The organism is Flagellimonas abyssi, from assembly GCF_019457905.1.
Classification (GTDB): Bacteria; Bacteroidota; Bacteroidia; order Flavobacteriales; family Flavobacteriaceae; genus Flagellimonas; species Flagellimonas abyssi.
On the sequence record NZ_JAHZSV010000042.1, the window covers coordinates 1 to 22,200 of the forward strand.

The window sequence follows — 22,200 nt, forward strand, 5'->3', positions numbered from 1 at the left end:
AAAAAATTGTCCAAGCTTTTTCGGGTCTTCCGTCAATCAGTTGAACCGGATAAGCGTCGAGGCAATGGCTTCCTTTTTTTTAGGTTCGACCTGTACCTGTTCTGCATAGGTATTCCAATTGCTCACCACTGAATGGATATGTTCCACAATGTCATTTGCCTTTTTGATGCTCATCGACCTGCCCACGGTCAATAGGTCCTCCTTCGAAATTTGCTTTCTTTTTCCATTGATGCTCAAGGCATGTTGGCTCACCCAGATACTGTCTGGACGGTAGGCATGGCAGATGTCATAGGCCGGCGCCAGTTCCCATCTGTCCCCTTTCTTGAGCCGGAAGGCAAAATTCTTGGTATGGTCATCACAATTGCGGGCCAGTACGTTGAATACCATACGCCGGTACATTTGTTCCGCCTGCTGATAGTCCAACCGCAACTCCCGCATCGTCTCGAACAATTGCTCATAACTGTAACTGTTCACCAAGTTGAAATCATAGTGTTTCATCGCACATAGGGTCTGTATGTGGTGCTTTACATTTCCTTCTTCCCGATCAAACCGTTTGGTCATAAAGTGGGCCCTTCCATGTTCTTCCAACAATTGGCAGGGCATCATGTCAATGCCAGCGTCCTTGGCCATGAGGTAATAGGCCATTTCCACCCTTCCGTAGCCCTGGGTGTCACCCAATTGTACATCGCTCACCCCGTCCAGTTTGATGAGCCAGTGACCGAATCCTTTGGGGACATTGGTCTGACCGGACCGGACCTCGCCAGTCTTTTCATTGTATGCGATTACGGCCTTTGGCCTAGCACCTCCGGCAGAAGTACCTATGGTGATCAATTTACGGATGGCCTCCTCTTCCTCATCTTGAAGGTTCACGTGGAAAGCTTCCCGCTTCTCCAGCATTTTTCGGGCAATGCTGACCAAACCGTCGATCTCGAGTTGGACCGTATTTTTTCTTGGCTTCAAGACTTCGGGTTTAAATTCCAGGGCACCCATGCCACGACTTCCAATGAAGCACAGCTGCTCCACTGGGTTCATGCTGTTCTCAGGGCGCCCCTGTTGGGCCAGCCAGATATTGATGAGTTGGTTCCCATAGGCATCCGGAAGTACATCGGCAAGTAGGCCTGGAAGTCCCTTGAACGTATCATAGCTGCTGTTGCGACCGGCCCTGAGTTCTGGAAAACTGAATATGCCATTGCCCGCCTTCAAAGGCATCTTTAATGGTGAGAGTTCCCGATCAAAATCCTTGGCATATTCGAACACACCCAGTCCTTGATCTGAATTCCAGGCCACGGCACCTACCAATTCGCCCCAAATCCGAACAAACGCACTTGTCGCCATTACCAATCACTTTCTTGTTGGCCCTTATGGGGTTTTCCCGAGGCATGTTTGCGACGCTCACGCTCCATTTTGGCCAAGAGCATGGGACTGATCTGTGACTTTACCTCGAATACGTCCATCACATGGAGCAGTTCCAAGGTGCGAAGGACTTGGAGCAGAGTGGACACCGTTACCGTTTCCCCCCGTTCCAATAAACTCAAAGTGGAACGGCTGATATCCGCATTTTGGGCCACCGTTGTCTGGCTCAGGTTCTTCTGGAGACGGTGGTGCCTGATGAAGCGACCAATAACCTCACTTAAAGATTTATCGCTCATTGAGTACCAAGAATTGTATGATTTACCAGTCATAATGACCTAAAATTATATGTTTTGTATGAAAAACAATATAAATGTAATAAAAAATGTGTTTACATTGCATTTATTTTGTATGATAAATCATTCAAAATTGCAATATATGGGTTATATTGAATGAAAAAACATTCAATATTATTAGATTTTGAAGTTTATCAATGTACCAGACTGGATGGAATGGATACCGAGAACCACTAAAAACGGTTAAATTTGAGCCATCAAAAATACGACTGTAGTAGGTTGTGCGTCAGTACTTTATTAGTTGTTTTGCTCTGCTCATCTTTTTCCAGCAAAGGTGGTATACTATGCCCGTTTTTTCCAGCCAAACAGGGATGGTCGGTTTCGGCTTTTGATATTAGTGCCGAAGGCAGGAAGAAGGCCCTACGTTTGGCCAAGGACAATCAGGTGTCCATTGATTATCAAGTTGGCGAATTGACAGAACTGGATTTCAGCAATAACCCATTTGATGCCATCGCCCTAATCTATGCCCATTTTCCTTCTGAAGTCAAATCTAAGTACCATAAACTAATGGATTCCTATTTACGCAAGGGAGGAACCATAATTTTTGAGGCCTTTGGCAAAAACCATTTGGAATACAGAAGCAAGAATCCCTATGTGGGCGGACCAAAGAATTTAGATTCGTTGTTCTCCATTGAGGAAATCCGAGGCGATTTTAAGGATTATGAGGTTTTGGTGCTTGAAGAAAGGGAGGTAGAACTCAATGAAGGAAAGTACCATAGCGGGACAGGCTCTGTTGTACGTTTTGCGGGCCGAAAAAGATACTAACCATGCAGGTTACTAATGTAACAATTTAATGCAAAAAAACAAGCACATAATCGGATATTATCCGATTATGTGCTTAAATTATTACAGTAATTTAAAAGAGGAGTCCTTGTGACTATCCACAAATATACCATCACAAATTCATGTGATCAATGTGAAAAGGACGGATGGACAGAACCACAAAAAGCGGATATTTTGAGCCATAGCCAATTTTGTATTGGAATTATGGTTTCCAAATAATTGGCGTTGATATGCCTATGCCCAATTTTATCTGGCGAAGGTGGTATACTATGTCCGGCGTTTTCATTAAGAGCCTCATTCCCTATAATCTATCCTTTCGCACCATCCCATTTTAATTTCCTTACTACGGTTACAATTAACCTGATTTTGGCCACAAATGGGAAACAGCCCTGTCGGACATTTGCATTGTAATCATAAAACAGAAATACAATGACGCATACTAATGAAAACCAAGGGACTGGTTTAGGTCCCGAATCGATAAAAGGAAATAAAGTATGGTTTATTACCGGTACTTCCCGAGGATTTGGGAGGGTATGGACCGAGGCTGCCTTAAAACGTGGAGACAAGGTAGCGGCCACAGCACGTAATTTGGACAGTATTGCCGACTTCAAAGAAAAGTATGGTGATAATGTGCTCACTCTTGAGTTGGATGTTAACAAACCCGAACAGATAAAGGCTGCCGTTAATAAGGCCTTTGACCAATTCGGTAGACTGGATATTGTCCTTAACAACGCTGGGTACTCCTTGGTGGGTACCATCGAAGAAGCCAGAACAGAAGATGTTCGTGCACTCTATGAAACGAATGTTTTCGGCCCTCTTGGGGTCATCAAAGCAACACTTCCAATTCTGCGCAAGCAAGGGTTCGGCCACATACTTGGCACATCCAGCAACCTTGGTCACATCACCTATCCTGTAATCGGTTACTACTGTTCTTCTAAATGGGCTTTTGAATCCATACACGAAAGTCTCGCCATAGAAATTGAACAATTTGGAATTAAGGTCACCATTATTGAACCAGGGGCCTATGCCACGGAGTTTGGAAGCCAGGAGTCGTTGAAATTTGCTGAAGGGAAGGAAATTTATGGAGATTTTAAAGCCAAGTTTTTTGAGGGTCTGAGCAATTTGGAACGGGGGAATCCCGAGGCTACGCCCCAAGCACTTTTTAAGATAGTAGATGCAGCCAATCCACCCTTAAGGTTTCACTTGGGAAGCAACAATTTATCTGAGGTAAAAAAGGCTTATGACAATCGTCTGAAAGTATGGGAAGAATGGGATGCCATATCTCGTTCGGCCCAAGGTTAGATGACAAAAACATTAGAAGGAGTTATAATAACCGGTACTTAATTTGGTATCGGTTATCATAATCTTAAATTTGAGTTATGAAGAAGGAAAAAATGCATCCTCATAAGTTTGGCTCCATTTCGGACGCTTATCGAGCGTTTGGTCTACCCGAGCCGAGGCATCCACTTATCAGTCTGATAAATGGAGCTGAAAGTGATGATATTAAGCCACCATCCGGATCACACGTTCTTAACTTTTATAAAATATCCTATAAACCCAAACAAAGTGGTAAATTAAAATATGGCCGGGGGTTTTACGATTTCAATGAAGGAGGATTGCTCTTTGCTTCTCCAAATCAGATTATGGGTAATTATGTTGATGATAACACTGCCGTGGATTGCTCCTTATACACGCTACTTATCCATCCAGACTTCTTTCTCGGCTACCCAATAGCACAAGAAATCAAGAAATATGGTTTTTTTTCCTATTCTACCAATGAGACTTTGCATCTTTCCCTGGAAGAAAAGGATACCATTATTTCTATTTTTAAAATGATCGAAACAGAGTTGAATAGCCGAATTGACGATTTTAGTCAGGATGTCACCATTTCGCAAATAGCACTGCTATTGAATTTTGCAAACCGATACCACAAACGTCAATTTATAACCCGTAAAGCGATAAACAATGATATCATTCAAAAACTGGAAATTTATCTAAATGACTACTTGGACGATTCAAAATCTTTAAACAGTGGTATTCCGACCGTTCAATCCTTGGGAGACCAAGTTGGCCTTACACCCAGTTATTTAAGTGATATGCTCCGCTCTCTAACTGGGCGAAATGCCCAACAGTTTATACACGATAAGTTGATTGAAAAAGCCAAGGAATTACTTTCAACAACGGACTTATCCATTAGTGAGATCGCCTACCAACTTGGTTTTGAATATTCACAATCTTTCAATCGATTGTTTAAGTCAAAAACAAACCTTTCTCCCTTGGAATTTAGGAAGTCGTTCAATTAACTTAATGTTGGTATTCATTGTTTGAAATAAATTACTAGAGTGCATGTGACGGATAATGGGAGCCACTGAAAACGGCAAAATGAACCACCCCATATTTCGTTGTAGTAGATTGTAGGTCTGTACTTTGTTGGTTATTATGCTGAGCTCATTTTTTTCCGGCGAAGATGGTATACCATGCCCGTTTTTTTCAATGCTGCAAGCCATTGGAATTTGTAATGGTCGTTTTACCGATAATTGGTTTTTTTTGAGAAGTAGGGAGAATCATCCCACCTGACTTTCTTGTATGCTGTTTCGGATTTCAGGGGCTCTGGAAGGCTTTCCCATATCGCCAGGCCCACTTTTTCCAATAAAAGTTTTTTGGAAAAGGTATCCGAGGTCACCAGGCTGATTTCACGGACGGGTTGTGGGGCACTGAAGGGCATGCATTTGGCCTTATCCGAGTGGGTTTCATTAAAAGTGGACAACCAGGGGACTATGGAAAATCCATACCCTTGCCGGACCATGTTTTTGAGTGTCTCAATGGAGTTGATCGCGTAGGAGAAATTATGAAGGGAATTCGAGGTGTCCAGGCTACAGATGTCCAATAGTTGGGAATTGTAGCAGAATTCACCCTCTAAAATCAGAAGTCTGTCCCGATCCCGATCTACTAGGATATATGAGTTTTGCCTCAATGGTCCATGGTCCATGGGCAAATAGGCCATAAAGGGTTCATTGAAGACAGGGAATTCCTTTAAGTTGGGGTTACCCGTTGGAGTGGCCATCAAGGCGATATCCAATTCCCCGGTCTCAAGTGCCTTCATCAAACCTATCGTGGAATCTTCGGAAATGTTGAACTTGACCTCCGGCATGGTATTTTGGAACTTCTTTAAACAAAGGGGGATCAAATAAGGGGATAAGGTCGAAACCACGCCCAAACGGACCTTCCCCTTCAAAATGTTCTTTTGTTCGATGACAAAGTCCCGGACCGTATCCACTTCACGAAGGATCTTTTTTGCCTTTGCAATGATTTCCATGCCCAATGGGGTGGGCACCAAGGGTACTTGGGAGCGGTCAAAGATCTTGATGCCTATTTCCTCTTCCAATTTCTTCAATTGAATGGTCAGACCCGGTTGGGTGACCAGACATTTTTCTGCCGCTCGTGCAAAATGTCTTTCTTTTTCCAATGTGACAATGTACCGGAGCTGTTGTATGGTCAATGTTATAAATAATATTAATTACAACACAATATTATTAATTTGATTTATATATTCCAAATGAATGACCTTTGAACCATCAAAATAAAAGAACCTAAAAAAATAAAACAATGAAAACAATTATTAAACCTTTAATGCTAGCAATTATGAGTACAACGGTGAATGCACAAGTACAGGATTACAGAACCGATGCCCACCTCGATCAAGGGGTCAAGGATTTTTTGACCGTATTGAATTCCTCTGAGGGACCTGGATTGGAAACACTTTCCAAAGAGGATGCCCGTCAGGTTTTGATAGGTGCACAGGAAGCTTTTGAAGTGGACCTTAGTGGTATCGATGAATCTGAAAGAACAATTCTTTCCAATGGCCATGAGATCAAATTAAATATTGTCCGTCCCAGCGGGGTTAAGGGGGAATTGCCCGTATTCATGTTCATTCATGGAGGTGGATGGATATTGGGGGACTATCCCACCCACAAAAGATTGGTCAGGGACTTAGTGGTACGTTCTGGATTTGTTGCCGTATTTGTCAACTATACCCCTTCACCCGAAGCCCAGTTCCCAACCGCCATCAATGAAATCTATGCCGCAACCCAATGGGTGGCCGAGCATGGGGATGAGATCAACGTGGATGGAAGTAAATTGGCCGTTGTGGGAAACAGTGTGGGAGGAAATATGTCCGCTGTTAAGGCCCTCAAAGCAAAGGTAGAGAACGGACCGGAAATCAAGGCCCAAATTCTACTTTGGCCTGTGACCGATGCCACATTCAGCCAAGAATCCTACAGGAAATTTGCAACCGATAGGTTCTTGACCGTGCCCATTATGAAATGGATGTGGGACCAATACACCACTGATCTAGAGGAAAGGAAGTCCATTTATGCCTCACCGCTTCAGGCAAGCCTTGAGGAATTAAAAGGATTGCCACCCGCTGTGATCATGGTTGCCGAGAACGATATCCTCAGGGATGAAGGAGAGGCCTATGGCCGCAAACTGGATCAGGCCGGTGTGGAAGTGACCACTGTTCGCTACAATGGCACCATACATGACTTTGGACTGTTGAATGCTCTGGCCAACCAACCTTCCACCAAGGCGATGTTGGACCATGCTGCAGCTGAACTAAGAAAATATTTGAAATAAAAGTGATGATTGATGTTGGTCGGTTTGGGCCGGGTGCATTGCCCCGGCCCTTCTATTTTCCGAAAATAAACCGATAATTTAACTTTGGCCATGAAAGTGTCAAGGTCATCAAACCTTATTATATGGTAATTTTCATCACAAAGGGTATTTATTAGTATAATTGAAACATATTAAACACAAACTATGTACAACAAAATCCTAATGTTACTGCTTATTCTGGTTACCTCCTGCAACAATCCAAGTGGGGAGACTGTTTTTTCGATAACGAAGATTGAACAGGGGAAGGATGGTAAAACACTGTTTCTTGTGGATTCTGAGGGAACGGAGTACACCACCGTCATAAGTATCCCAAACGGCAATCATGTGGAAGTTGAAGTAGGGGACAGGGTAAAATTGGAAATCAACGAGATTCTTGGGGATATGGAGCCCATAGTCATTCTTTCAAGAACCGTGGAGGTCTTGGATTGAGTGAAACCGAACAATTTTTGTGTCAGGCACCGCATGCAAAGGTAGCGGTACAGATAGGACAAAATCATCGGACATTATTTAAATTATTTTTCGTCACAAATTCAGTAAGAAAGGGTGACGAAATAGTTTTGAGGGAAATGGGATGTAAATCGCTAAGGATAGAGGGTAAAGACCGGAAGTTGCCAGTTTTAATTAGCAGCTTCCGGTTGATTTTTTCACATGGTCCATTGATTGGTTCCCTCAAACCAATTTATGGGATGAGACCCAGCTACTCCATGTCTAGGATACGATCGAGGCGTATTTCACCCGATTTTCCCAAAGGGCCCAGAGATTGATGAGAAACATGATAAGCCCCACTCCCACACCGGCCACGTCATGGACCAAGTGGTGGATCACTATTCCCACCATGACAGGCAATATCACTAAGGCGCCCAATGCCCTAAATTTGGGAATGGCAAATAGAATGCCCCCGATTATTTCGACCAACGCCACAAGGGGCAATAGCCATTGGATGGTCATCAAAGCACCGAACACCTGCATCATCTCTTCTGAAAGTTCCGGCATGGGCATATAATTAAAAAACTTATTGAGTCCTGAATTCACCATCATCAGGGCAAATAGGATACAAGCCACGTTTAGGATTTTGTTTTTCATTTTTAACAGTATTGATTAATTGGATTTAATGAGCGATAAAATTATTTATATTTACTATACAAAAATCACTACTGAACAAAATGTAACCGACTTACAAAAAGGTAAGTAGTTTATTGATGTGTAATGAAAACGAGCACAGAACCGGATAAAACCCAATGCAATGCCTATATCCATGCCATGGAGGATGCCCTATACGTCATTGGGGGCAAATGGAAATTGCGTATTATCATCGCCCTTAGGGAAGGGAACAAGCGTTTCAATGAAATTCAACGGGCGGTGTCCGGAATATCGGCAAAGGTGCTGTCAGCTGAGCTGAAATCCCTCGAATCAAATGGTTTGGTCACACGTAATGTGCTCGTTGATGAATTTCCGGTCATTGTGGAGTATGTACTCGATGACTATAGTGCTTCCTTGAACGGGGTATTGGAGTCCTTGATAGATTGGGGTGTTGGTCATAGAAAAAAGTTGGCCGATGAAAACCAACCAAAATAATTCCAGAAGGGAGGTTCCGAACCTAATCCATGTAAATGGCCTGATTTATGACAACAACGCACTTGATACAGAAGATGATTTTGTAGTAGGAGGTATTTCTTGGGCCTCAAGCACCATTACCTATGGTGCACCGAATATTTCGAACCATCACTGGGAGAAACGGAATTAGGGATGCTTTTGAAGTTAATGTAAATGGTATCAACCCTCAAACAACCCTTGAAACCCTATCCGAGATAGTTTAAAATGGGCCCGAAAGATATGTGTCTAATTGAAACTGGAACGGAATGTAGTGGGGGACTGGTCGGTCTTCGATTTGAAAAATTTGCTGAAACTCTGTGGATGTTCAAAGCCCAGTTCATAGGCAATCTCACTGACCGATAAGGTACTGGTGGACAATTTTTCCTTGGCCTTGTCAATAAGTTTGTTATGGATATGCTGTTGTGTGGATTGCCCCGTAATCCCCTTTAAAAGCCCACTGAGATATTTAGGGGAAACATGCAACCATCCCGCCACTTGCTCTACGGTAGGGATACCCCCCAGTTGATAGGTGTCATCCGAAAAGTAGGTGTTCAACAATTTTTCCAACCGTTCCACCATTTTATGGTTGGTGATCCTTCGGGTGATGAACTGCCTATTGTAATACCGTTGGGAATAGGATAGGAGCAGGTCCAATTGTGCAATGATGATGCTATGGCTGAAATGGTCCATGTTCGCATGGTATTCCTGGGCGATGCCCTTTAAGATTTCGATGATGGAGCCTTCCTCTTTTTGGGAGAGAAAAAGGGCCTCGTTGGCACTGTAATCAAAATATTCATAATCCTTTATGCCACGGGCCAGATGGGTGTTCCATAGAAAATCGGGATGGACCATCAACAACCACCCCTTGGGCCTTTCATTTATTGACCCACGGATTCCAAAAACCTGTCCCGGTGCCATGAAGAGCATGACCCCTTCGTTAAAATCATATTCCTGTTGTCCATATGTTAACCGGGCCCCGGGATGTCGCTTTAGGGCAATGGTGAAGTAACTGGAAACCATGCGATCGGGTTCATCCGTCCTTAATTGGATATCGTCAAAATTGATGACACTGATCAAGGGGTGTTCAGGGGCCGGTAAACCCCTGAATTGATGATATGCGCTTATGCTCTGAAATTCATGGGGTGCCTTGTTCTCCATACCACCAATTTAATGGTTATTTTGGTAAGCTTCCGCAAATTCCTTGGCAAAATCGGTAAGGCCTACCTTTCCTGGTTCGGGCCTGTGCTGCTCGTAGTGCTCGGTCAAAAGACCGGATTCCATGGCAGCGTACATCTCCGTGAGCCCTTCGGCAATTACGGAGTTCATCCCCATGGATTTTAGGGCGTCCACAACAATGGTGTCCGAAATGACCTGCCATGAGAGCTCAGGCACCCCAATGGCCCTACCCAAAATTGCCGCTGTCTCTTGGCCATTGCGTTCCTCACTGACCACATATCGAAACGAGGGAGCGGAACCGGAGCGGACGAGCTCCTCGGCAATGGTTTCCGCTATATCCTTCGGGGATACCCATGGGATAGCTTTGCTTCCATAGTTCGTAAAGATGGCCTTGTCCGTTTTTATCATTTTCATATATCCGTAGAGATTGTAATAAAAGGCCGTGGGGCGCACATGGGTCAGGGTAATATCGGGTACAAGGGTATTCAATGTCTGCTCCACCTGATAGGCCCCCTTTAAAATACCGTTCCCCTTTTCCAAATGGCCCCCAATGGTACTTAGGTTGACTACCCGTTTGACCTTTGATGTCAATAGGGCCAATGCATAATTTTGGCCCAAACGGGCATAATAAGCAATAAGGTCCAGATTCGGGTCAAAATAGTTGTTGGGTGGGACCATGGTGAAAACCGCGTCCGCCCCATGGAAACTATCTGTCAAAAAGCCGGCATCTTCAAGATTGCCAATACGTGCCGATGCCCCCATATTTTGAATAGCGGCTCCTCTTAAGGGGTTACTACTGATCACGGTGACCTCGTGCCCCCCTTCGATCAATTTTTTGGTCAGTGGTTGTCCAATATGGCCCAATGATCCTGTCAGGGTAATTTTCATGATTTCTTTTTTAAGGATTAACAGGTTCAAAATTGCACATACTTCCTGTGCCCCGGCTAACCGTAATTCAGGTTCTTGTAGTCAAATGACAGGTTCTTGGTGCTTTGTGGAGCAAACTGATAGCGATTCAATTTTGCCTTCCCCATCAGGGTTGTTTTCAAGGGGTGCCTGCTGTATGTTTTAATGAAAAGTGTGCCAACCCAAAAATCATGGTTTTCAATCTTCATTGTACCCAGGTCTGTCCATTTTATAAGGGTTTTTGGGTATCCCTAAGGTCCAACTGTGCCCGGATGACGTATGATACCTTATATAGAGGGACCTGATTTTTCATTTTTTCCATAATCCCAAAATTTACTTGCAGCCCATGCCGACCTATGTCCTTTTGGCTACAATTAGGGATGATTCGACTACATCGTTGCTTTGATTTATGACCACATTTGTACATCGCAAGTTTAGTTGTGAAATAGGTTTGTTTTTTACCCTAAAAATGGGAATGTCCCTTCGGTCCCAAAGGACTTTTTTGGTTGTTCTAAGTTGATTGATGATAACCACGGACCGGAGGGCTTTCCCCCCTAGGGTCGATTGATGAATGGGGGATAAAACCCATCTGTTCGACCTTTAAGGACAGGTCTGTCCCTTCCTTTGGCGCCTTTTGACTTCAAGAAAGTGAGTTTTGGCTACATCCCTTGTGTATGCTTTGCTAATTTTTGAACCTATAAACCATGTAAGGAAATATGCGGGTTCGACCCTTGGTCCATCTGTCTGTTTTCCATCTTAATCAATTATCCCATTGCAATGAACAACAACCATCCCAAACCAAATTTGACAAGATCCATGGCCGTTTCCATTGGGGAGGATAATTCCCAAATAGCTAAAATAAGCGCCCAAACCTTACGCTGGTCCAGTAGGCTATTGGTCGTATCCGTATGGCTCAGTGCCGCACTTTTCGGCCTGTATATCTTGGCCTTTTACGCTTCGTCCCTTTACCGTGGTGAAATGATGGATTGGAACCGGATGTTGCCCAACCTTTATCAGGAAGACGCGGTGGTGGCAAACACGGGTATAGGGGCACACTTCCTTGCAGGAGGGGTCATATTGCTTTTGGGAAGTATCCAATTGGTGGATTGGATCCGGATCAAATACCCTTCCGTCCACCGGGGAATAGGAAAGCTTTATTTGGTGTCCAGTCTGGTTGCATCGATCGGAGGCCTGATTTTTATCGCGATACGGGGCACCGTGGGAGGGTTGATGATGGACATTGGATTTTCAATCTATGGTATGCTGATGTTTTTGGCCACTGTCCTGACCTATCGCTACGCGGTAAAGAGACAATTTGAACGGCATTCGGCATGGGCACTGCGTCTGTATGCCCTGGCCATCGGGTCATGGCTGTACCGAATGGATTATGGGTTTTGGACCTTGTTGACGGGTGGTTTGGGAAGAGCAAGCAATTTTAGCGGGCCCTTTGACCAGATCATGGACTTTTTTTTCTATGTGCCCAACTTACTGATAGCCGAAGTTTTTATCAGGGTCAAAAATTTCATAGCAAGCCCATTTCTAAAGTTCACCGCCTCATTGCTGTTATTGGTGGCTACCGGATTTGTATTGTTGGGCACTTACTTTATGACCCGGTTTTCGTGGGGCCCGGGCATCATCGGATGGTTTTAAAATGCCTAGAGAACCAATGGTATGACATTCCTTTTTAACTACAACCCTGCGACTTTCGGTTACATTTTACGGTCAACTTCAAGGGAACTTTGTCCAAACAAAAATTTAAATATCTATGAAATCTATTTTGGACAATAAACATCTTTTGACGGGAGTGTTCCTTTTTTTTGCCCATGTGGCCGTGTTTGCCCAATCAACGGGAAGCTTTCAGGGAAAGATCATTGAGCAGGTCACCAAACAGCCCGTAATGGGAGCCAGTGTGGCCATTGACAACACAGAACTTGGCGCCATTACGGATGATAATGGTGTCTTTAAGGTCGATGATATTCCCGTGGGCACCTATGCAGTGACCATTTCCTATATCGGGTTCCAGACCAAGAAGATCAGTGAAATGACCATTACGGCCAATAAGACCTATTATTCGGAATACGAGCTTTTAGAGGAGGTTTCCGAGTTGGACGGGGTAACGGTGAGCGTTTACAAAGGGGAGACCAATCCGCAGGTTCCGGTATCCGCCTTTTCCTATTCCAGGGAGGAGATTTTCAGGAATCCCGGTGCACAAGGGGACATTATGAGGGCCTTGTCAAGCCTACCCGGGGTGGTCAGCAGTGGCTCCCAATTCTCTGCCATCGCAGCCAGGGGGCAAGGCACGCGTGACAATGTCTATATGGTCGATGACATTCCCATGTTCAACCTTTCCCACTTGGAGGCCGAAGGTTTCAATTCAGGTTTCAACGACCCCAATGGTGGCCGGTTCAGCATTTTTGCCCCGCGTATCATTGACAATGTACAGTTCCAGAATGGCGGGTTCGGGGCAACCTATGGACGGAGGTCCTCATCTTTTCTCAGTCTCGGGGTCAAGGAGGGCAACAGGGCATCCTGGTCCGTTAGCGGGCAGTTCGATCTGTTGGGGGCCACCCTGATCGCCGATGGGCCGATATCCGAGAAGACAAGTATTTTTATGTCCGCCAGGTACCAAAACTTTGGGATGCTGATCAACCTGTTGGACGAACAGCAGGCCTCCATATCATTTGGCGATTACCTGGTGAAGACCACCACACAGCTCAATGAAAAAAATAAGCTTTCGGTCATTGCCATGATCAATCCCGAAGCGGCCAGTAGGACCATTGATGACCTGGAACCGGGCATGGAGATCAATGAGGACAATAGTGGCCGTACCGTGCTGTGGGACCACGAAAGAAGCCAGGCCGTAGTGGGACTTAATCTGAGGACCTTGCTGAATTCCAACAGTTACCTCACCAATGTACTGTATTATCGATCCTCAAGCGTGGACAACAATTTTGGGAGGTTCAACCCGTCCCTTGATGACGAAGGGGTCATATTGGACCCATTGGCCGGGGGTTATGAGGAACGTATACGGAACATTCTCAATGACCAACAGGAAGTGGGCTATCGTTCCATCTATACCAAAAATTTTGATAGGCTTACCCTGACAGCGGGAGTCGATGCCGCGATGGTCAATCTGGACTATGAAAGACGATTGAGCCGTATGGATACCCTATATACGTTCCGGACAAGGGACATCAGTGACAACCCATCGCAACTGTACGAGGTGTTGGATCCCGCCCTGTTCAATTCAAGGTTCGATGATAACGCCTTCAACGGTTCCGGTTACATCAATGCCTCTTGGAAAGTGTCCAATCGATTTACCTTGAACCCTGGTGTCCGCTACGATTATACCGGATTTACCGAGCAGCATACCCTTTCCCCCAGATTGAGCGGAAGCTTGGCCTTGAGCGAAAAACACAGCCTTAATTTTGCTACAGGGCTCTATTATCAGGATGCGGCCTATCCGGATGTGGCAGGCCAATCCGACGGAAACCTCCTCAAAAATGAGCGTTCCTTCCAGTCCATTCTTGGCTATAAGATCCAAATTTCCAGTGACCTGAAATTCATTGCGGAAGGTTGGTACAAGGAGTTTGACGACCTTATCGTACAGCCCAACCGGGCCGAGAGTTTCTTGACCAATGACGGTACGGGCCATGCCTATGGAGCGGACATCAGTCTGACCAAAAGGCTATCGAAGAATTACTATGGACAGATCAGTTATTCCTACATGGAGAGTGTCAGGGACGACAATGATGGTCTGGGCGAATATGACTATATCTTCAGTGTGCCCCATACCTTCAGTTTTTTGGGGAGCTATAAGCCCAATGACAAGTGGATTTTCTCAGGGAAGTTCCGCTATAGCACGGGTAGGCCGACCGATGAATATATCATCCATGAAGATGTGTTCAATGACCCCGAAATGCTCCGATATAGCCAAGAGATCACTGCGATCAATGGGGACCGGCTACCCGATTTCATCAGTTTGGACCTGAGGGTGGATTATAACGTCCTACGGAGTTGGGGCACTTTTTCCGCCTTTGTGGATTTGGTGAACATCACCAACCGGTTCAATGTGAACCTAGAGACCTTCATTCCAGAGACGGGGGTAATTTCCAATATCGGCCTCGGGGTGTTTCCCACCTTCGGAGTCAGGGTTGAACTATAAAAGGAAAGCATCGAAACATAGCAAAGAAATGGAATTGAAAAACAGCACCATATTGATCACGGGCGGTACAAGTGGTATCGGGCTTGAATTCGTGAGACAGCTCACCTATTTGGATGCCAAGATCATTGTGACCGGTCGAAATCTCCATACGTTGGAGGAAACCAAGAAAAGGTTTCCAAAAGCACATATCATCCAAAGCGATGTCAGCGAGCCTGAATCCATCGAAAGGCTTTATAACGAGGTGGTCCAGCAGTTTCCCGAGTTGAACATTATGATCAACAATGCCGGGCTAATGCGTCAGATCGATCTTCAGGACAATGCCATGGATCTGTTGAGCATCAATCAAGAAATTGCGACGAATTTGACGGGAACCATTCAAATGACCCATAAGTTCTTGCCACACTTGAGGACAAAGACTTCCGCAGCAATCATCAATGTCACTTCCAGTATTGCCTATCTACCGTACACCATAGCACCCATCTATAGTGCTTCAAAAGCGGGTGCCCATGCTTATACCAAGGTCTTGCGTTTGCAACTGGAAGATTCCAATATCAAAGTGTTCGAGGTACTGCCACCAGGGGTGAGGACCAATCTCCAAAACCATTGGGTATTGCCACCCCCGGAAGGAAGGATGATGGATGTCGAGAAAATGGTGATGGATGCCATCGATGGGATTTTGAGGGATAGACCGGAAATCACCCCGGGCCTGGCCAAGATCTTAAAAGTATTGGGAAGGATCCTGCCGAACGCCCTGATCAAATATGGCCATGGCGAGTTCAGAAAGTTGAAACAGTTAAGAGTTGCTGGTTAATATGGCGGATCGTATGAAAATCATTTTAACGGGATCCTTGGGGCATATCAGTCGTCCATTGGCCCTGTCCTTGATCGAAAAGGGGCATCAGGTGACCATCATAAGCAGCAGACCGGAACGGCAATTCGCCATCGAGGCCTTGAACCCACCATGGGATGGGAAACAGGTAAGGGCCACCATTGGAAAATTGCAGGATGTCGGCTTTTTGACCGAAACGTTCAGGGGAGCGGATGTGGTTTACCTCATGGAAGCCATCAATGCGAATACCAGGGCCTATTTCAACCATGTCATGGATATCGATGCGGAACATTTCAAGCTGGCCGATAGTTTTGCCCATGCCCTTAAAAATTCCGGGGTGTCCAAAGTCATCCACCTCAGTACAATAGGAGCGCACACCGGTTATGGGGTAGGGTTGCTCAATGCGCACTATTACGTGGAGGAAACCTTGAGGGCACTCCCGGATCATATCCATATCAAGTTTATGAGGCCGGTGGGCTTCTATTACAATATGTTTTCCTTCATCCCCAGTATCCGGGAAGAGAGTGCCATCTTTCAAAACTATGGTGGTGAACAAAGGGAACCTTGGGTTTCCCATCTGGACATTGCAGAGGTCATTTCCGAAGAAATGGAACTGCCCTTTGACGGAAGGACGGTCCGTTACATAGCCAGTGACGAGGTTTCGCCCAATCAGGTGGCACGTGTGCTGGGGTCGGCCATTGGGAAACCTGACCTCAAATGGGTACAGGTCTCCGATGAACAGTTTGTCTACGACCTTTTGTATCTGGGAATGAACCCCGATGTGGCCATGGGCCTGACCGAAATGAATACCAGTAGGGTGAATGGGATCCTATATGAGGATTATTATAAAAACAGACCGGAATTGGGAAAAGTGAAACTCACCGATTTCGCCAAAGAATTTGCAAAAGTGTATTATCAAAAACCAGTTATATGAGAAATTTGTTTTTAGCAGCGATCTTTTTGATATCGCTCAGTTCAATGGCCCAAAAATTGGGACCGGACCATATTATAGGTGTATGGCAAAGTGAAGACTATAAGATCGAGTTCTTCAAGCAGGGAGACATCTATTCGGCCAAGCTTCTATGGTCTAGGGAGATGTTCGAACCGGATGGGAACACGCCCAAAAAAGATGTGCACAATCCAGATGAAAACTTACGGGACCGTCCCATAAAAGGGATAACCCATATTACCGAATTGGTGTATGGGGGAGGGGAGTACAAAAATGGTAAATTGTACAGTGTCCAGGATGGCAATACCTATAGTTTTAAAGGGGAACTACAAAGTGAAAATGAACTTGAAACCAGGGCTTTTAAAGGAGTGACCCTGTTAGGTAGGACTATTCACTGGACCCGTGTCCCATAACCGAAAAAACCAAAGGAATGAACAGACCCCTAGTGTCATACCCTAATGAAAATGTCCTGTTGTCCGGTTGGAGAAGGACCGCCTTTTTGATCACCTTGGTATTGGTCAGCATCTTTAGTCAGATAGATAGGGTGCTGCCATTTATTTTGGGGGAATCGATCAAGCTGGACCTTGGCCTCAATGATACACAGCTCGGTCTCCTTACAGGGGTCGCGTTTTCCATTTGCTATTCCTTGGCCTCCTTGCCCCTTGCGCGAATAGCCGATAAAGGGTGGGCAAAGCAAGTGTTGGTGCTGTGCCTTTTGCTATGGAGTGCCATGACCGTATTGGGTGGATTGGCCTTTGGGTTTGTTCTTCTTGCCTTTTCACGTTTTGGCGTTGCCCTTGGTGAGGCAGGAGGGACATCTGCAAGCCATGCCATGATTGTGGATCGGATACCCGCCGCTTTTCGGGGACGGGCCATCGGACTGTTTGCCATGGGAATTCCGTTGGGAACCATGATCGGCTTTGCCTTGGGAGGATGGATAAGCGATCATCTGGGCTGGCGGTACGCTTTTATCGGTGCCGGTATTATCGGGTTGCTGGTGGTTCTATTGGTCCTTTTGTTCGCCAAGGGCAACTATGGGATGCTGCAGGCCAAGGCCAATGACGAAGGTTTTCTGGTGTCGGCCAAAAAATTGTTCTCCAAGCCCTCATTTGTATGGCTGTTCATTGTGGCCAATCTATTGGGTTTTGCCACCGCACCCTTTTATACCTTTACCGCTCCTTTTTTGATCAGGACCCATGGCCTGACCGTATCCGAGGTGGGACTGTCGTTCGGGCTTTTACAGGGCCTTATGGGGATATTAGGAACCTTACTTGGGGGAAGATGGTTCGATAGGGCGGTGAATCGCGGATCGACCAAACTGATGAACCCTCCGGCCATGGTACTGATGATAGCCGCGGTCTCAACGATGTTGGGGCTCTTTGCACCCTCATCATTCATGGGCATTGCGCTCTTTGTGCCGGCCATGTTCGCCTTTGCCTTCCTATTGCCTTTTGCCTTTGGATCGGGCCATATGGCGGCAGGTCCAGGAAAAGAGGCCCTGGCAACAGGGATCTTTATGATGGGCGCAGGAATGCTGTCCGCTGCCATATCCCCGTTGCTGGTGGGGATGATCAGTGATGCGGCATCCACTGAACCAGGAAGCAATGGGTTGCGGATAGGGATGTTGGTGGTACCCCTATTCTGTGTTTTTTCAAGTGTCGGCTGTTTTATCGCAAGTGATAAATTGAGTGTTTACCTTAAGATCGGTATGAATAAGAAAAAAGAATGAACGCAGGGAGGCTATCAGTGCATTGCCATAACAACAAATTTATGGACCTGGATCCAATCATTTTTGAAATTAATCGGACCTAAATGCCATACCCATATTATGGAGAGAAGGACGTTTTTGAAATCCACGGGAATCTTAGCTTTGTCAATGGTATTGGGTAAATGGGCCACGGGTTCCATAGTCAAAACAAAAAATAGGGCACCTATGATTAAAAATCCAGAATTGAAGACCATACTCACGTCTTGGGAGGGAAATCCGATCGATGAAAATGGCCGCTTTGTGAACCATGAATTCCCTATGAAGAATTCATTCGGGGATGCACTGAAATGGATGCTGCAAAGGAACCCGAAACGGAAAATTAAGAAAGAGGACAAATGGCGGATGCAAGTGGTGAAAGATGATTCGTTTTTGCGTTCCAAGGAAGATGTGATCGTATTGTTGGGGCATGCCTCCTTTTTCATTCGAGTGGGGGGAAGGAAAGTTTTGATAGATCCGATTATGGGTTCGGTTCCGCTGAAAAAGCGGTACACCGAATTTCCGATAGCCACGGATAAACTGGTGGATATCGATTATGTACTGGTTTCGCATGCGCATTATGACCATTGTGACAAGGCCAGTTTGGTGACCCTTCATCGGCAGAACCCGAATGCCAAGTTTTTAACCGGGTTGAACATGTCCACCCTGTTGAAGGATTGGGTGAAAACAAGCGAGATACAGGAAGCAGGTTGGTATCAGGAATATAACTTGGATGACAGCCTGCAAATTTACTTTTTGCCCTCTAGACATTGGTCAAACCGCAGGATTGGGGATGAAAATGCCTACCTGTGGGGTGCTTTTGTGTTAAAGAGTGGTGAAAGGACCATATACTTTGGAGGGGATTCCGGATACGGGAGCCATTTCAGGGAAATAGGGGAACTTTTCCCAAATATAGATGTGGCCCTTATCGGTGTAGGGGCCTATGCTCCCCGTTGGTTCATGTCACCCAACCACCAAGATCCGGAGCATGCCGTAAGGGCATTTAATGATACCAAGGCCAAAATGATGGTGCCTTTTCATTACGGAACCTTTGATATGTCCGATGAACCACTTTCCGAGCCCGAGGCCATACTGAAGTCCTTGGCCAGGGACAATAAAGTACAGGGGGAATTGAAAATTGTAAAAGTTGGGGAAGCACTTTCCCTAAGGTAAAAGAGAACAAGGACGGTTATCCGTCCCGATTTATTTTTTTAAAACGATAACTAAATTATACAACGAATGATCAAGAATGTAATAGCAATGGTGCTTTTTGGAATATCGGTTTTTTTATCCCTCAAGCACGGATGGGATGCTTTTCAAGCACCCAGTCAGGAACAATCAAAAATGATGGCCGAATTGGGCATCGCCAAAGCAGCAATGCCTTATTTTGGGATATTCTCAATACTCATCGGGTTGATGCTGATCTGGCACAGGACCTTTTTTTTGGGCAATATGCTCAATGCCATGGTCATTTTGATCATCATGGCATTGTCCCTGAGGGCGGGAAATTATAAAATGGCCTTGATCGAAATTCCATTTTTGGCCATGCCCTTGTTATTGATCTTTCTCAAATATCCATTTAAACCATAAATACCAAAAATGATGAACAGACTTCCCATAAGAATCGATTCCATCTCCATGGCCCATAAGATGAGGGGCATGGCACCGCCTTCACATCCACTTATCAGCATTACGGAAGTCGCGGCCGTCAGAGGAGCAGCGGACATTAGTGCAGTACTGGATTTTTACATGATTTCCCTCAAAAGAAATTGTGACAACTTGAGCTATGGACAGCAAAAGTATGATTTTGACGAAGGGGTAATGGCCTTTATTGGACCGAACCAAGTCTTGAGAGGGCAGGAACATGAACCCGGGTATGCGCCAAAAGGTTGGGTGATGTTGGTACACCCGGATTTTTTTTGGGGCACCTCCTTGGCCAAAAAGATAAAGAAATACGAATTCTTCGGGTATGCGGTGAACGAGGCCCTGTTCCTTTCTGAAAAGGAAGAGGCGACCATCAATGGGATCATTGAAAATATCAGGCAGGAATGCGATACCAATATCGACAAGTTCAGCCAAGATATCATTGTCTCACATATAGAGACCCTATTGAACTATTCAGACCGCTATTACCAACGACAGTTCATCACCCGGAAAGTGACCAATACCAAGGTACTGACACAGATGGAGGAAATTTTAACGGAGTACTTCAACAATGAAAATCTATTTGAAGGCTTGCCCACTGTGCAATATGTGGCCGACAAACTGAATGTCTCGACCAAATACCTGAGCAGTATGTCCAAGCAATTGACCGGACTGACCACCCAACAGCATATCCATCAAAAATTGATAGAGAAGGCCAAGGAGAAATTGTCCACCACCGAACTGTCCGTGGGTGAGATTGCCTACGAACTGGGGTTTGAGCATCCGCAGAGCTTTAGCAAGTTGTTCAAGACAAAGACCAGGCAAAGCCCTTTGGAGTTCAGGGCCAGCTTTAATTAAACGTACCCAAAGCTTTATCCAATTACCGCTCCATAATCGACGCCAACTTTTATTGATTGGATTATTTGGTGGCAATTTTGAAAACCAGCTTTGGACAATTAGAAAAAAATGAATCTATGAAACGAATGAACATATATGGGATGTTGGCGATCATGGCCTTAAGTGCCTGTACAACTAACGACAATAACAGGATACAGGGGACTTGGGAACTGGTCTCGGGCAACCTGCACATGGAAAATGACACCTTGGCCCTTTTTGGAAAAAACCCAAGTGGCTCTTTGATCCTTACGGAAAACATGCGTTTCAATGTGATATTGAACGATATGGATGTACCAGCATTCCATACCGAGGATCGAAGTCAGGGCAACTGTGAGGAATTGCGGGCCGCAGTGACAGGGTCTTTGGCCCTATATGGCACCTATACGGTCGATGGAAATGGTGATTTTGAAAGCCAGCATGTCATTGGCTCCACGTTCCCCAACTGGAACGGTTTGGATCGGGACAATGGCCAACTATCCCTGGAAAGAAAAGGAAATCTTTTGGTGGAAAACTTACCCTTGGACAATGGTGGTGTCGTTGTCATCGAATGGCGGAAAATTGAGGATTGATAGTATTTCAGACATGAAGGTAATTCGTCCGTTCCGAAAGGCAAATGGTCCCTATAGAGATTCCAGATAATCAATGATTGACGGTTGTTTTTGCCAAAAGGCAAAATATATGGGGATATATGGGGTAATTTAGAGGTATGGAAGAATTCCTGGATTTTATGCTGCAGTTCGGCCATCTGAACCAACAGCAATTGGACCTGATTGCCAAAAAGGGGGAAATCATCAATCTTTCCACCGATGATTATTTCTGGGAAGCTGGGAAACAGATCAACTATGTCGGATTTACCACCAAAGGCGTACTCAGGGTATATTACTATAATAACCAAGGAGAGGAGATCACCCGATATTTCATTGAGGAGCACCTGTTGATCCTATATGGCCACGATATCGGATCCAACTACGTCCCTTCCGAATATGTACAGGCCATCGAAAACTGTGAGCTTGTAGTTTTCTCCAAGAAGAATTGGCGGGATATTTCGGAAACCATCGTGGGTTGGGAAGCGATTGTCCAAAAAATTGTGGCCAAGCTGGATAGGGCGGTCAATGTATACCACCTGCGGCGGATGAA

The 22,200-nt window shown here is 45.3% G+C and carries 24 protein-coding genes; 18 read left to right on the forward strand and 6 right to left on the reverse strand.

The window, feature by feature from the left end; translation table 11 throughout:
- Positions 1-36: 36 nt before the first annotated feature.
- A complete protein-coding gene (locus K1F36_RS18015) occupies positions 37-1,335 on the reverse strand; it encodes a type II toxin-antitoxin system HipA family toxin (protein WP_220115025.1) in 1,299 nt (432 codons plus the stop codon).
- Positions 1,335-1,682, reverse strand: coding sequence for a helix-turn-helix domain-containing protein (locus tag K1F36_RS18020; protein ID WP_220115026.1), 348 nt, complete (start codon positions 1,680-1,682; stop codon positions 1,335-1,337). The genes K1F36_RS18015 and K1F36_RS18020 overlap by 1 nt, the downstream gene beginning before the upstream one ends.
- A gap of 213 nt (positions 1,683-1,895) precedes the next feature.
- On the opposite strand from K1F36_RS18020, the gene K1F36_RS18025 reads away from it, so the two are divergent.
- From K1F36_RS18025 to K1F36_RS18035, 3 genes are all read left to right on the forward strand, one after another.
- Positions 1,896-2,471 (forward strand): class I SAM-dependent methyltransferase, encoded by a 576-nt coding sequence (locus K1F36_RS18025; protein WP_220115027.1) that lies wholly within the window; start codon positions 1,896-1,898, stop codon positions 2,469-2,471.
- Between the two features lie 447 nt (positions 2,472-2,918).
- Complete coding sequence (locus tag K1F36_RS18030) at positions 2,919-3,791, forward strand: SDR family NAD(P)-dependent oxidoreductase (protein WP_220115028.1); 873 nt, start codon at positions 2,919-2,921, stop codon at positions 3,789-3,791.
- A 77-nt stretch (positions 3,792-3,868) separates the two neighbouring features.
- Positions 3,869-4,792 (forward strand): helix-turn-helix domain-containing protein, encoded by a 924-nt coding sequence (locus K1F36_RS18035; protein ID WP_220115029.1) that lies wholly within the window; start codon positions 3,869-3,871, stop codon positions 4,790-4,792.
- A gap of 224 nt (positions 4,793-5,016) precedes the next feature.
- On the opposite strand, the gene K1F36_RS18040 is transcribed toward K1F36_RS18035, so the two are convergent.
- Positions 5,017-5,988: a hydrogen peroxide-inducible genes activator gene (locus K1F36_RS18040; RefSeq protein WP_220115030.1), complete on the reverse strand. Its 972-nt coding sequence runs from the start codon at positions 5,986-5,988 to the stop codon at positions 5,017-5,019.
- A gap of 107 nt (positions 5,989-6,095) precedes the next feature.
- On the opposite strand from K1F36_RS18040, the gene K1F36_RS18045 reads away from it, so the two are divergent.
- Together K1F36_RS18045 and K1F36_RS18050 are read left to right on the forward strand one after the other, a co-directional pair.
- The gene (locus tag K1F36_RS18045; protein ID WP_258539140.1) at positions 6,096-7,121 is read left to right on the forward strand and encodes an alpha/beta hydrolase; all 1,026 of its coding nucleotides are present in this window, start codon (positions 6,096-6,098) and stop codon (positions 7,119-7,121) included.
- Positions 7,122-7,304: 183 nt separating this feature from the next.
- Positions 7,305-7,589 (forward strand): hypothetical protein, encoded by a 285-nt coding sequence (locus K1F36_RS18050; RefSeq protein ID WP_220115031.1) that lies wholly within the window; start codon positions 7,305-7,307, stop codon positions 7,587-7,589.
- A 279-nt stretch (positions 7,590-7,868) separates the two neighbouring features.
- On the opposite strand, the gene K1F36_RS18055 is transcribed toward K1F36_RS18050, so the two are convergent.
- The gene (locus K1F36_RS18055) at positions 7,869-8,243 is read right to left on the reverse strand and encodes a DoxX family protein (protein ID WP_220115032.1); all 375 of its coding nucleotides are present in this window, start codon (positions 8,241-8,243) and stop codon (positions 7,869-7,871) included.
- Between the two features lie 123 nt (positions 8,244-8,366).
- Here K1F36_RS18055 and K1F36_RS18060 point away from each other — a divergent pair, with 123 nt between their 5' ends.
- Together K1F36_RS18060 and K1F36_RS18065 are read left to right on the forward strand one after the other, a co-directional pair.
- Positions 8,367-8,735, forward strand: a complete 369-nt coding sequence (locus K1F36_RS18060; RefSeq protein ID WP_220115033.1) for a winged helix-turn-helix transcriptional regulator — start codon at positions 8,367-8,369, stop codon at positions 8,733-8,735.
- Positions 8,716-8,904: a hypothetical protein gene (locus K1F36_RS18065; protein WP_220115034.1), complete on the forward strand. Its 189-nt coding sequence runs from the start codon at positions 8,716-8,718 to the stop codon at positions 8,902-8,904. The genes K1F36_RS18060 and K1F36_RS18065 overlap by 20 nt, the downstream gene beginning before the upstream one ends.
- Before the next feature lie 95 nt (positions 8,905-8,999).
- Here the strand turns inward: K1F36_RS18065 and K1F36_RS18070 are convergent, their stop codons facing one another.
- Positions 9,000-9,911: a helix-turn-helix domain-containing protein gene (locus tag K1F36_RS18070; RefSeq protein WP_220115035.1), complete on the reverse strand. Its 912-nt coding sequence runs from the start codon at positions 9,909-9,911 to the stop codon at positions 9,000-9,002.
- Between the two features lie 9 nt (positions 9,912-9,920).
- Positions 9,921-10,817, reverse strand: a complete 897-nt coding sequence (locus tag K1F36_RS18075; protein ID WP_220115036.1) for an NAD(P)H-binding protein — start codon at positions 10,815-10,817, stop codon at positions 9,921-9,923.
- A gap of 795 nt (positions 10,818-11,612) precedes the next feature.
- Here K1F36_RS18075 and K1F36_RS18080 point away from each other — a divergent pair.
- The 11 genes from K1F36_RS18080 to K1F36_RS18130 form a co-directional block, all read left to right on the forward strand.
- Entirely contained in the window at positions 11,613-12,485 is an 873-nt protein-coding gene (locus K1F36_RS18080) for a DUF2306 domain-containing protein (protein ID WP_220115037.1), read from the forward strand.
- 115 nt (positions 12,486-12,600) lie between these two features.
- Positions 12,601-15,000, forward strand: coding sequence for a TonB-dependent receptor (locus tag K1F36_RS18085; protein ID WP_220115038.1), 2,400 nt, complete (start codon positions 12,601-12,603; stop codon positions 14,998-15,000).
- 28 nt (positions 15,001-15,028) lie between these two features.
- Complete coding sequence (locus K1F36_RS18090) at positions 15,029-15,811, forward strand: SDR family oxidoreductase (protein WP_220115039.1); 783 nt, start codon at positions 15,029-15,031, stop codon at positions 15,809-15,811.
- 13 nt (positions 15,812-15,824) lie between these two features.
- The gene (locus K1F36_RS18095; protein ID WP_220115040.1) at positions 15,825-16,763 is read left to right on the forward strand and encodes an NmrA family NAD(P)-binding protein; all 939 of its coding nucleotides are present in this window, start codon (positions 15,825-15,827) and stop codon (positions 16,761-16,763) included.
- The gene (locus K1F36_RS18100; RefSeq protein ID WP_220115041.1) at positions 16,760-17,191 is read left to right on the forward strand and encodes a DUF2147 domain-containing protein; all 432 of its coding nucleotides are present in this window, start codon (positions 16,760-16,762) and stop codon (positions 17,189-17,191) included. The genes K1F36_RS18095 and K1F36_RS18100 overlap by 4 nt, the downstream gene beginning before the upstream one ends.
- Positions 17,192-17,208: 17 nt before the next feature.
- Positions 17,209-18,507 carry an MFS transporter gene (locus K1F36_RS18105; RefSeq protein ID WP_220115042.1) on the forward strand — a complete coding sequence of 433 codons (1,299 nt, stop codon included), beginning with the start codon at positions 17,209-17,211 and terminating at the stop codon, positions 18,505-18,507.
- A gap of 204 nt (positions 18,508-18,711) precedes the next feature.
- Positions 18,712-19,695, forward strand: a complete 984-nt coding sequence (locus K1F36_RS18110) for an MBL fold metallo-hydrolase (RefSeq protein WP_220115043.1) — start codon at positions 18,712-18,714, stop codon at positions 19,693-19,695.
- A 66-nt stretch (positions 19,696-19,761) separates the two neighbouring features.
- A complete protein-coding gene (locus K1F36_RS18115) occupies positions 19,762-20,112 on the forward strand; it encodes a hypothetical protein (RefSeq protein ID WP_220115044.1) in 351 nt (116 codons plus the stop codon).
- Between the two features lie 9 nt (positions 20,113-20,121).
- On the forward strand, positions 20,122-21,024 hold the full coding sequence (locus K1F36_RS18120) for a helix-turn-helix domain-containing protein (RefSeq protein WP_220115045.1): 903 nt from the start codon (positions 20,122-20,124) through the stop codon (positions 21,022-21,024).
- Between the two features lie 116 nt (positions 21,025-21,140).
- On the forward strand, positions 21,141-21,632 hold the full coding sequence (locus K1F36_RS18125; RefSeq protein ID WP_220115046.1) for a lipocalin-like domain-containing protein: 492 nt from the start codon (positions 21,141-21,143) through the stop codon (positions 21,630-21,632).
- Between the two features lie 137 nt (positions 21,633-21,769).
- Positions 21,770-22,200, forward strand: a 431-nt coding sequence (locus tag K1F36_RS18130) for a Crp/Fnr family transcriptional regulator (RefSeq protein ID WP_220115047.1), incomplete at its 3' end; no start/stop codon positions are given.

What these genes read in the sequence shown, in the direction of transcription:
- K1F36_RS18015 (WP_220115025.1), bottom strand. Translation starts at nt 1,335, where the DNA reads ATGGCGACAAGTGCGTTTGTTCGGATTTGGGGCGAATTGGTAGGTGCC.
- K1F36_RS18020 (WP_220115026.1), bottom strand. Translation starts at nt 1,682, where the DNA reads ATGACTGGTAAATCATACAATTCTTGGTACTCAATGAGCGATAAATCT.
- K1F36_RS18030 (WP_220115028.1), top strand. Translation starts at nt 2,919, where the DNA reads ATGACGCATACTAATGAAAACCAAGGGACTGGTTTAGGTCCCGAATCG.
- K1F36_RS18035 (WP_220115029.1), top strand. Translation starts at nt 3,869, where the DNA reads ATGAAGAAGGAAAAAATGCATCCTCATAAGTTTGGCTCCATTTCGGAC.
- K1F36_RS18045 (WP_258539140.1), top strand. Translation starts at nt 6,096, where the DNA reads ATGAAAACAATTATTAAACCTTTAATGCTAGCAATTATGAGTACAACG.
- K1F36_RS18050 (WP_220115031.1), top strand. Translation starts at nt 7,305, where the DNA reads ATGTACAACAAAATCCTAATGTTACTGCTTATTCTGGTTACCTCCTGC.
- K1F36_RS18055 (WP_220115032.1), bottom strand. Translation starts at nt 8,243, where the DNA reads ATGAAAAACAAAATCCTAAACGTGGCTTGTATCCTATTTGCCCTGATG.
- K1F36_RS18060 (WP_220115033.1), top strand. Translation starts at nt 8,367, where the DNA reads ATGAAAACGAGCACAGAACCGGATAAAACCCAATGCAATGCCTATATC.
- K1F36_RS18065 (WP_220115034.1), top strand. Translation starts at nt 8,716, where the DNA reads ATGAAAACCAACCAAAATAATTCCAGAAGGGAGGTTCCGAACCTAATC.
- K1F36_RS18070 (WP_220115035.1), bottom strand. Translation starts at nt 9,911, where the DNA reads ATGGAGAACAAGGCACCCCATGAATTTCAGAGCATAAGCGCATATCAT.
- K1F36_RS18075 (WP_220115036.1), bottom strand. Translation starts at nt 10,817, where the DNA reads ATGAAAATTACCCTGACAGGATCATTGGGCCATATTGGACAACCACTG.
- K1F36_RS18080 (WP_220115037.1), top strand. Translation starts at nt 11,613, where the DNA reads ATGAACAACAACCATCCCAAACCAAATTTGACAAGATCCATGGCCGTT.
- K1F36_RS18085 (WP_220115038.1), top strand. Translation starts at nt 12,601, where the DNA reads ATGAAATCTATTTTGGACAATAAACATCTTTTGACGGGAGTGTTCCTT.
- K1F36_RS18090 (WP_220115039.1), top strand. Translation starts at nt 15,029, where the DNA reads ATGGAATTGAAAAACAGCACCATATTGATCACGGGCGGTACAAGTGGT.
- K1F36_RS18095 (WP_220115040.1), top strand. Translation starts at nt 15,825, where the DNA reads ATGAAAATCATTTTAACGGGATCCTTGGGGCATATCAGTCGTCCATTG.
- K1F36_RS18100 (WP_220115041.1), top strand. Translation starts at nt 16,760, where the DNA reads ATGAGAAATTTGTTTTTAGCAGCGATCTTTTTGATATCGCTCAGTTCA.
- K1F36_RS18105 (WP_220115042.1), top strand. Translation starts at nt 17,209, where the DNA reads ATGAACAGACCCCTAGTGTCATACCCTAATGAAAATGTCCTGTTGTCC.
- K1F36_RS18110 (WP_220115043.1), top strand. Translation starts at nt 18,712, where the DNA reads ATGATTAAAAATCCAGAATTGAAGACCATACTCACGTCTTGGGAGGGA.
- K1F36_RS18115 (WP_220115044.1), top strand. Translation starts at nt 19,762, where the DNA reads ATGATCAAGAATGTAATAGCAATGGTGCTTTTTGGAATATCGGTTTTT.
- K1F36_RS18120 (WP_220115045.1), top strand. Translation starts at nt 20,122, where the DNA reads ATGATGAACAGACTTCCCATAAGAATCGATTCCATCTCCATGGCCCAT.
- K1F36_RS18125 (WP_220115046.1), top strand. Translation starts at nt 21,141, where the DNA reads ATGAAACGAATGAACATATATGGGATGTTGGCGATCATGGCCTTAAGT.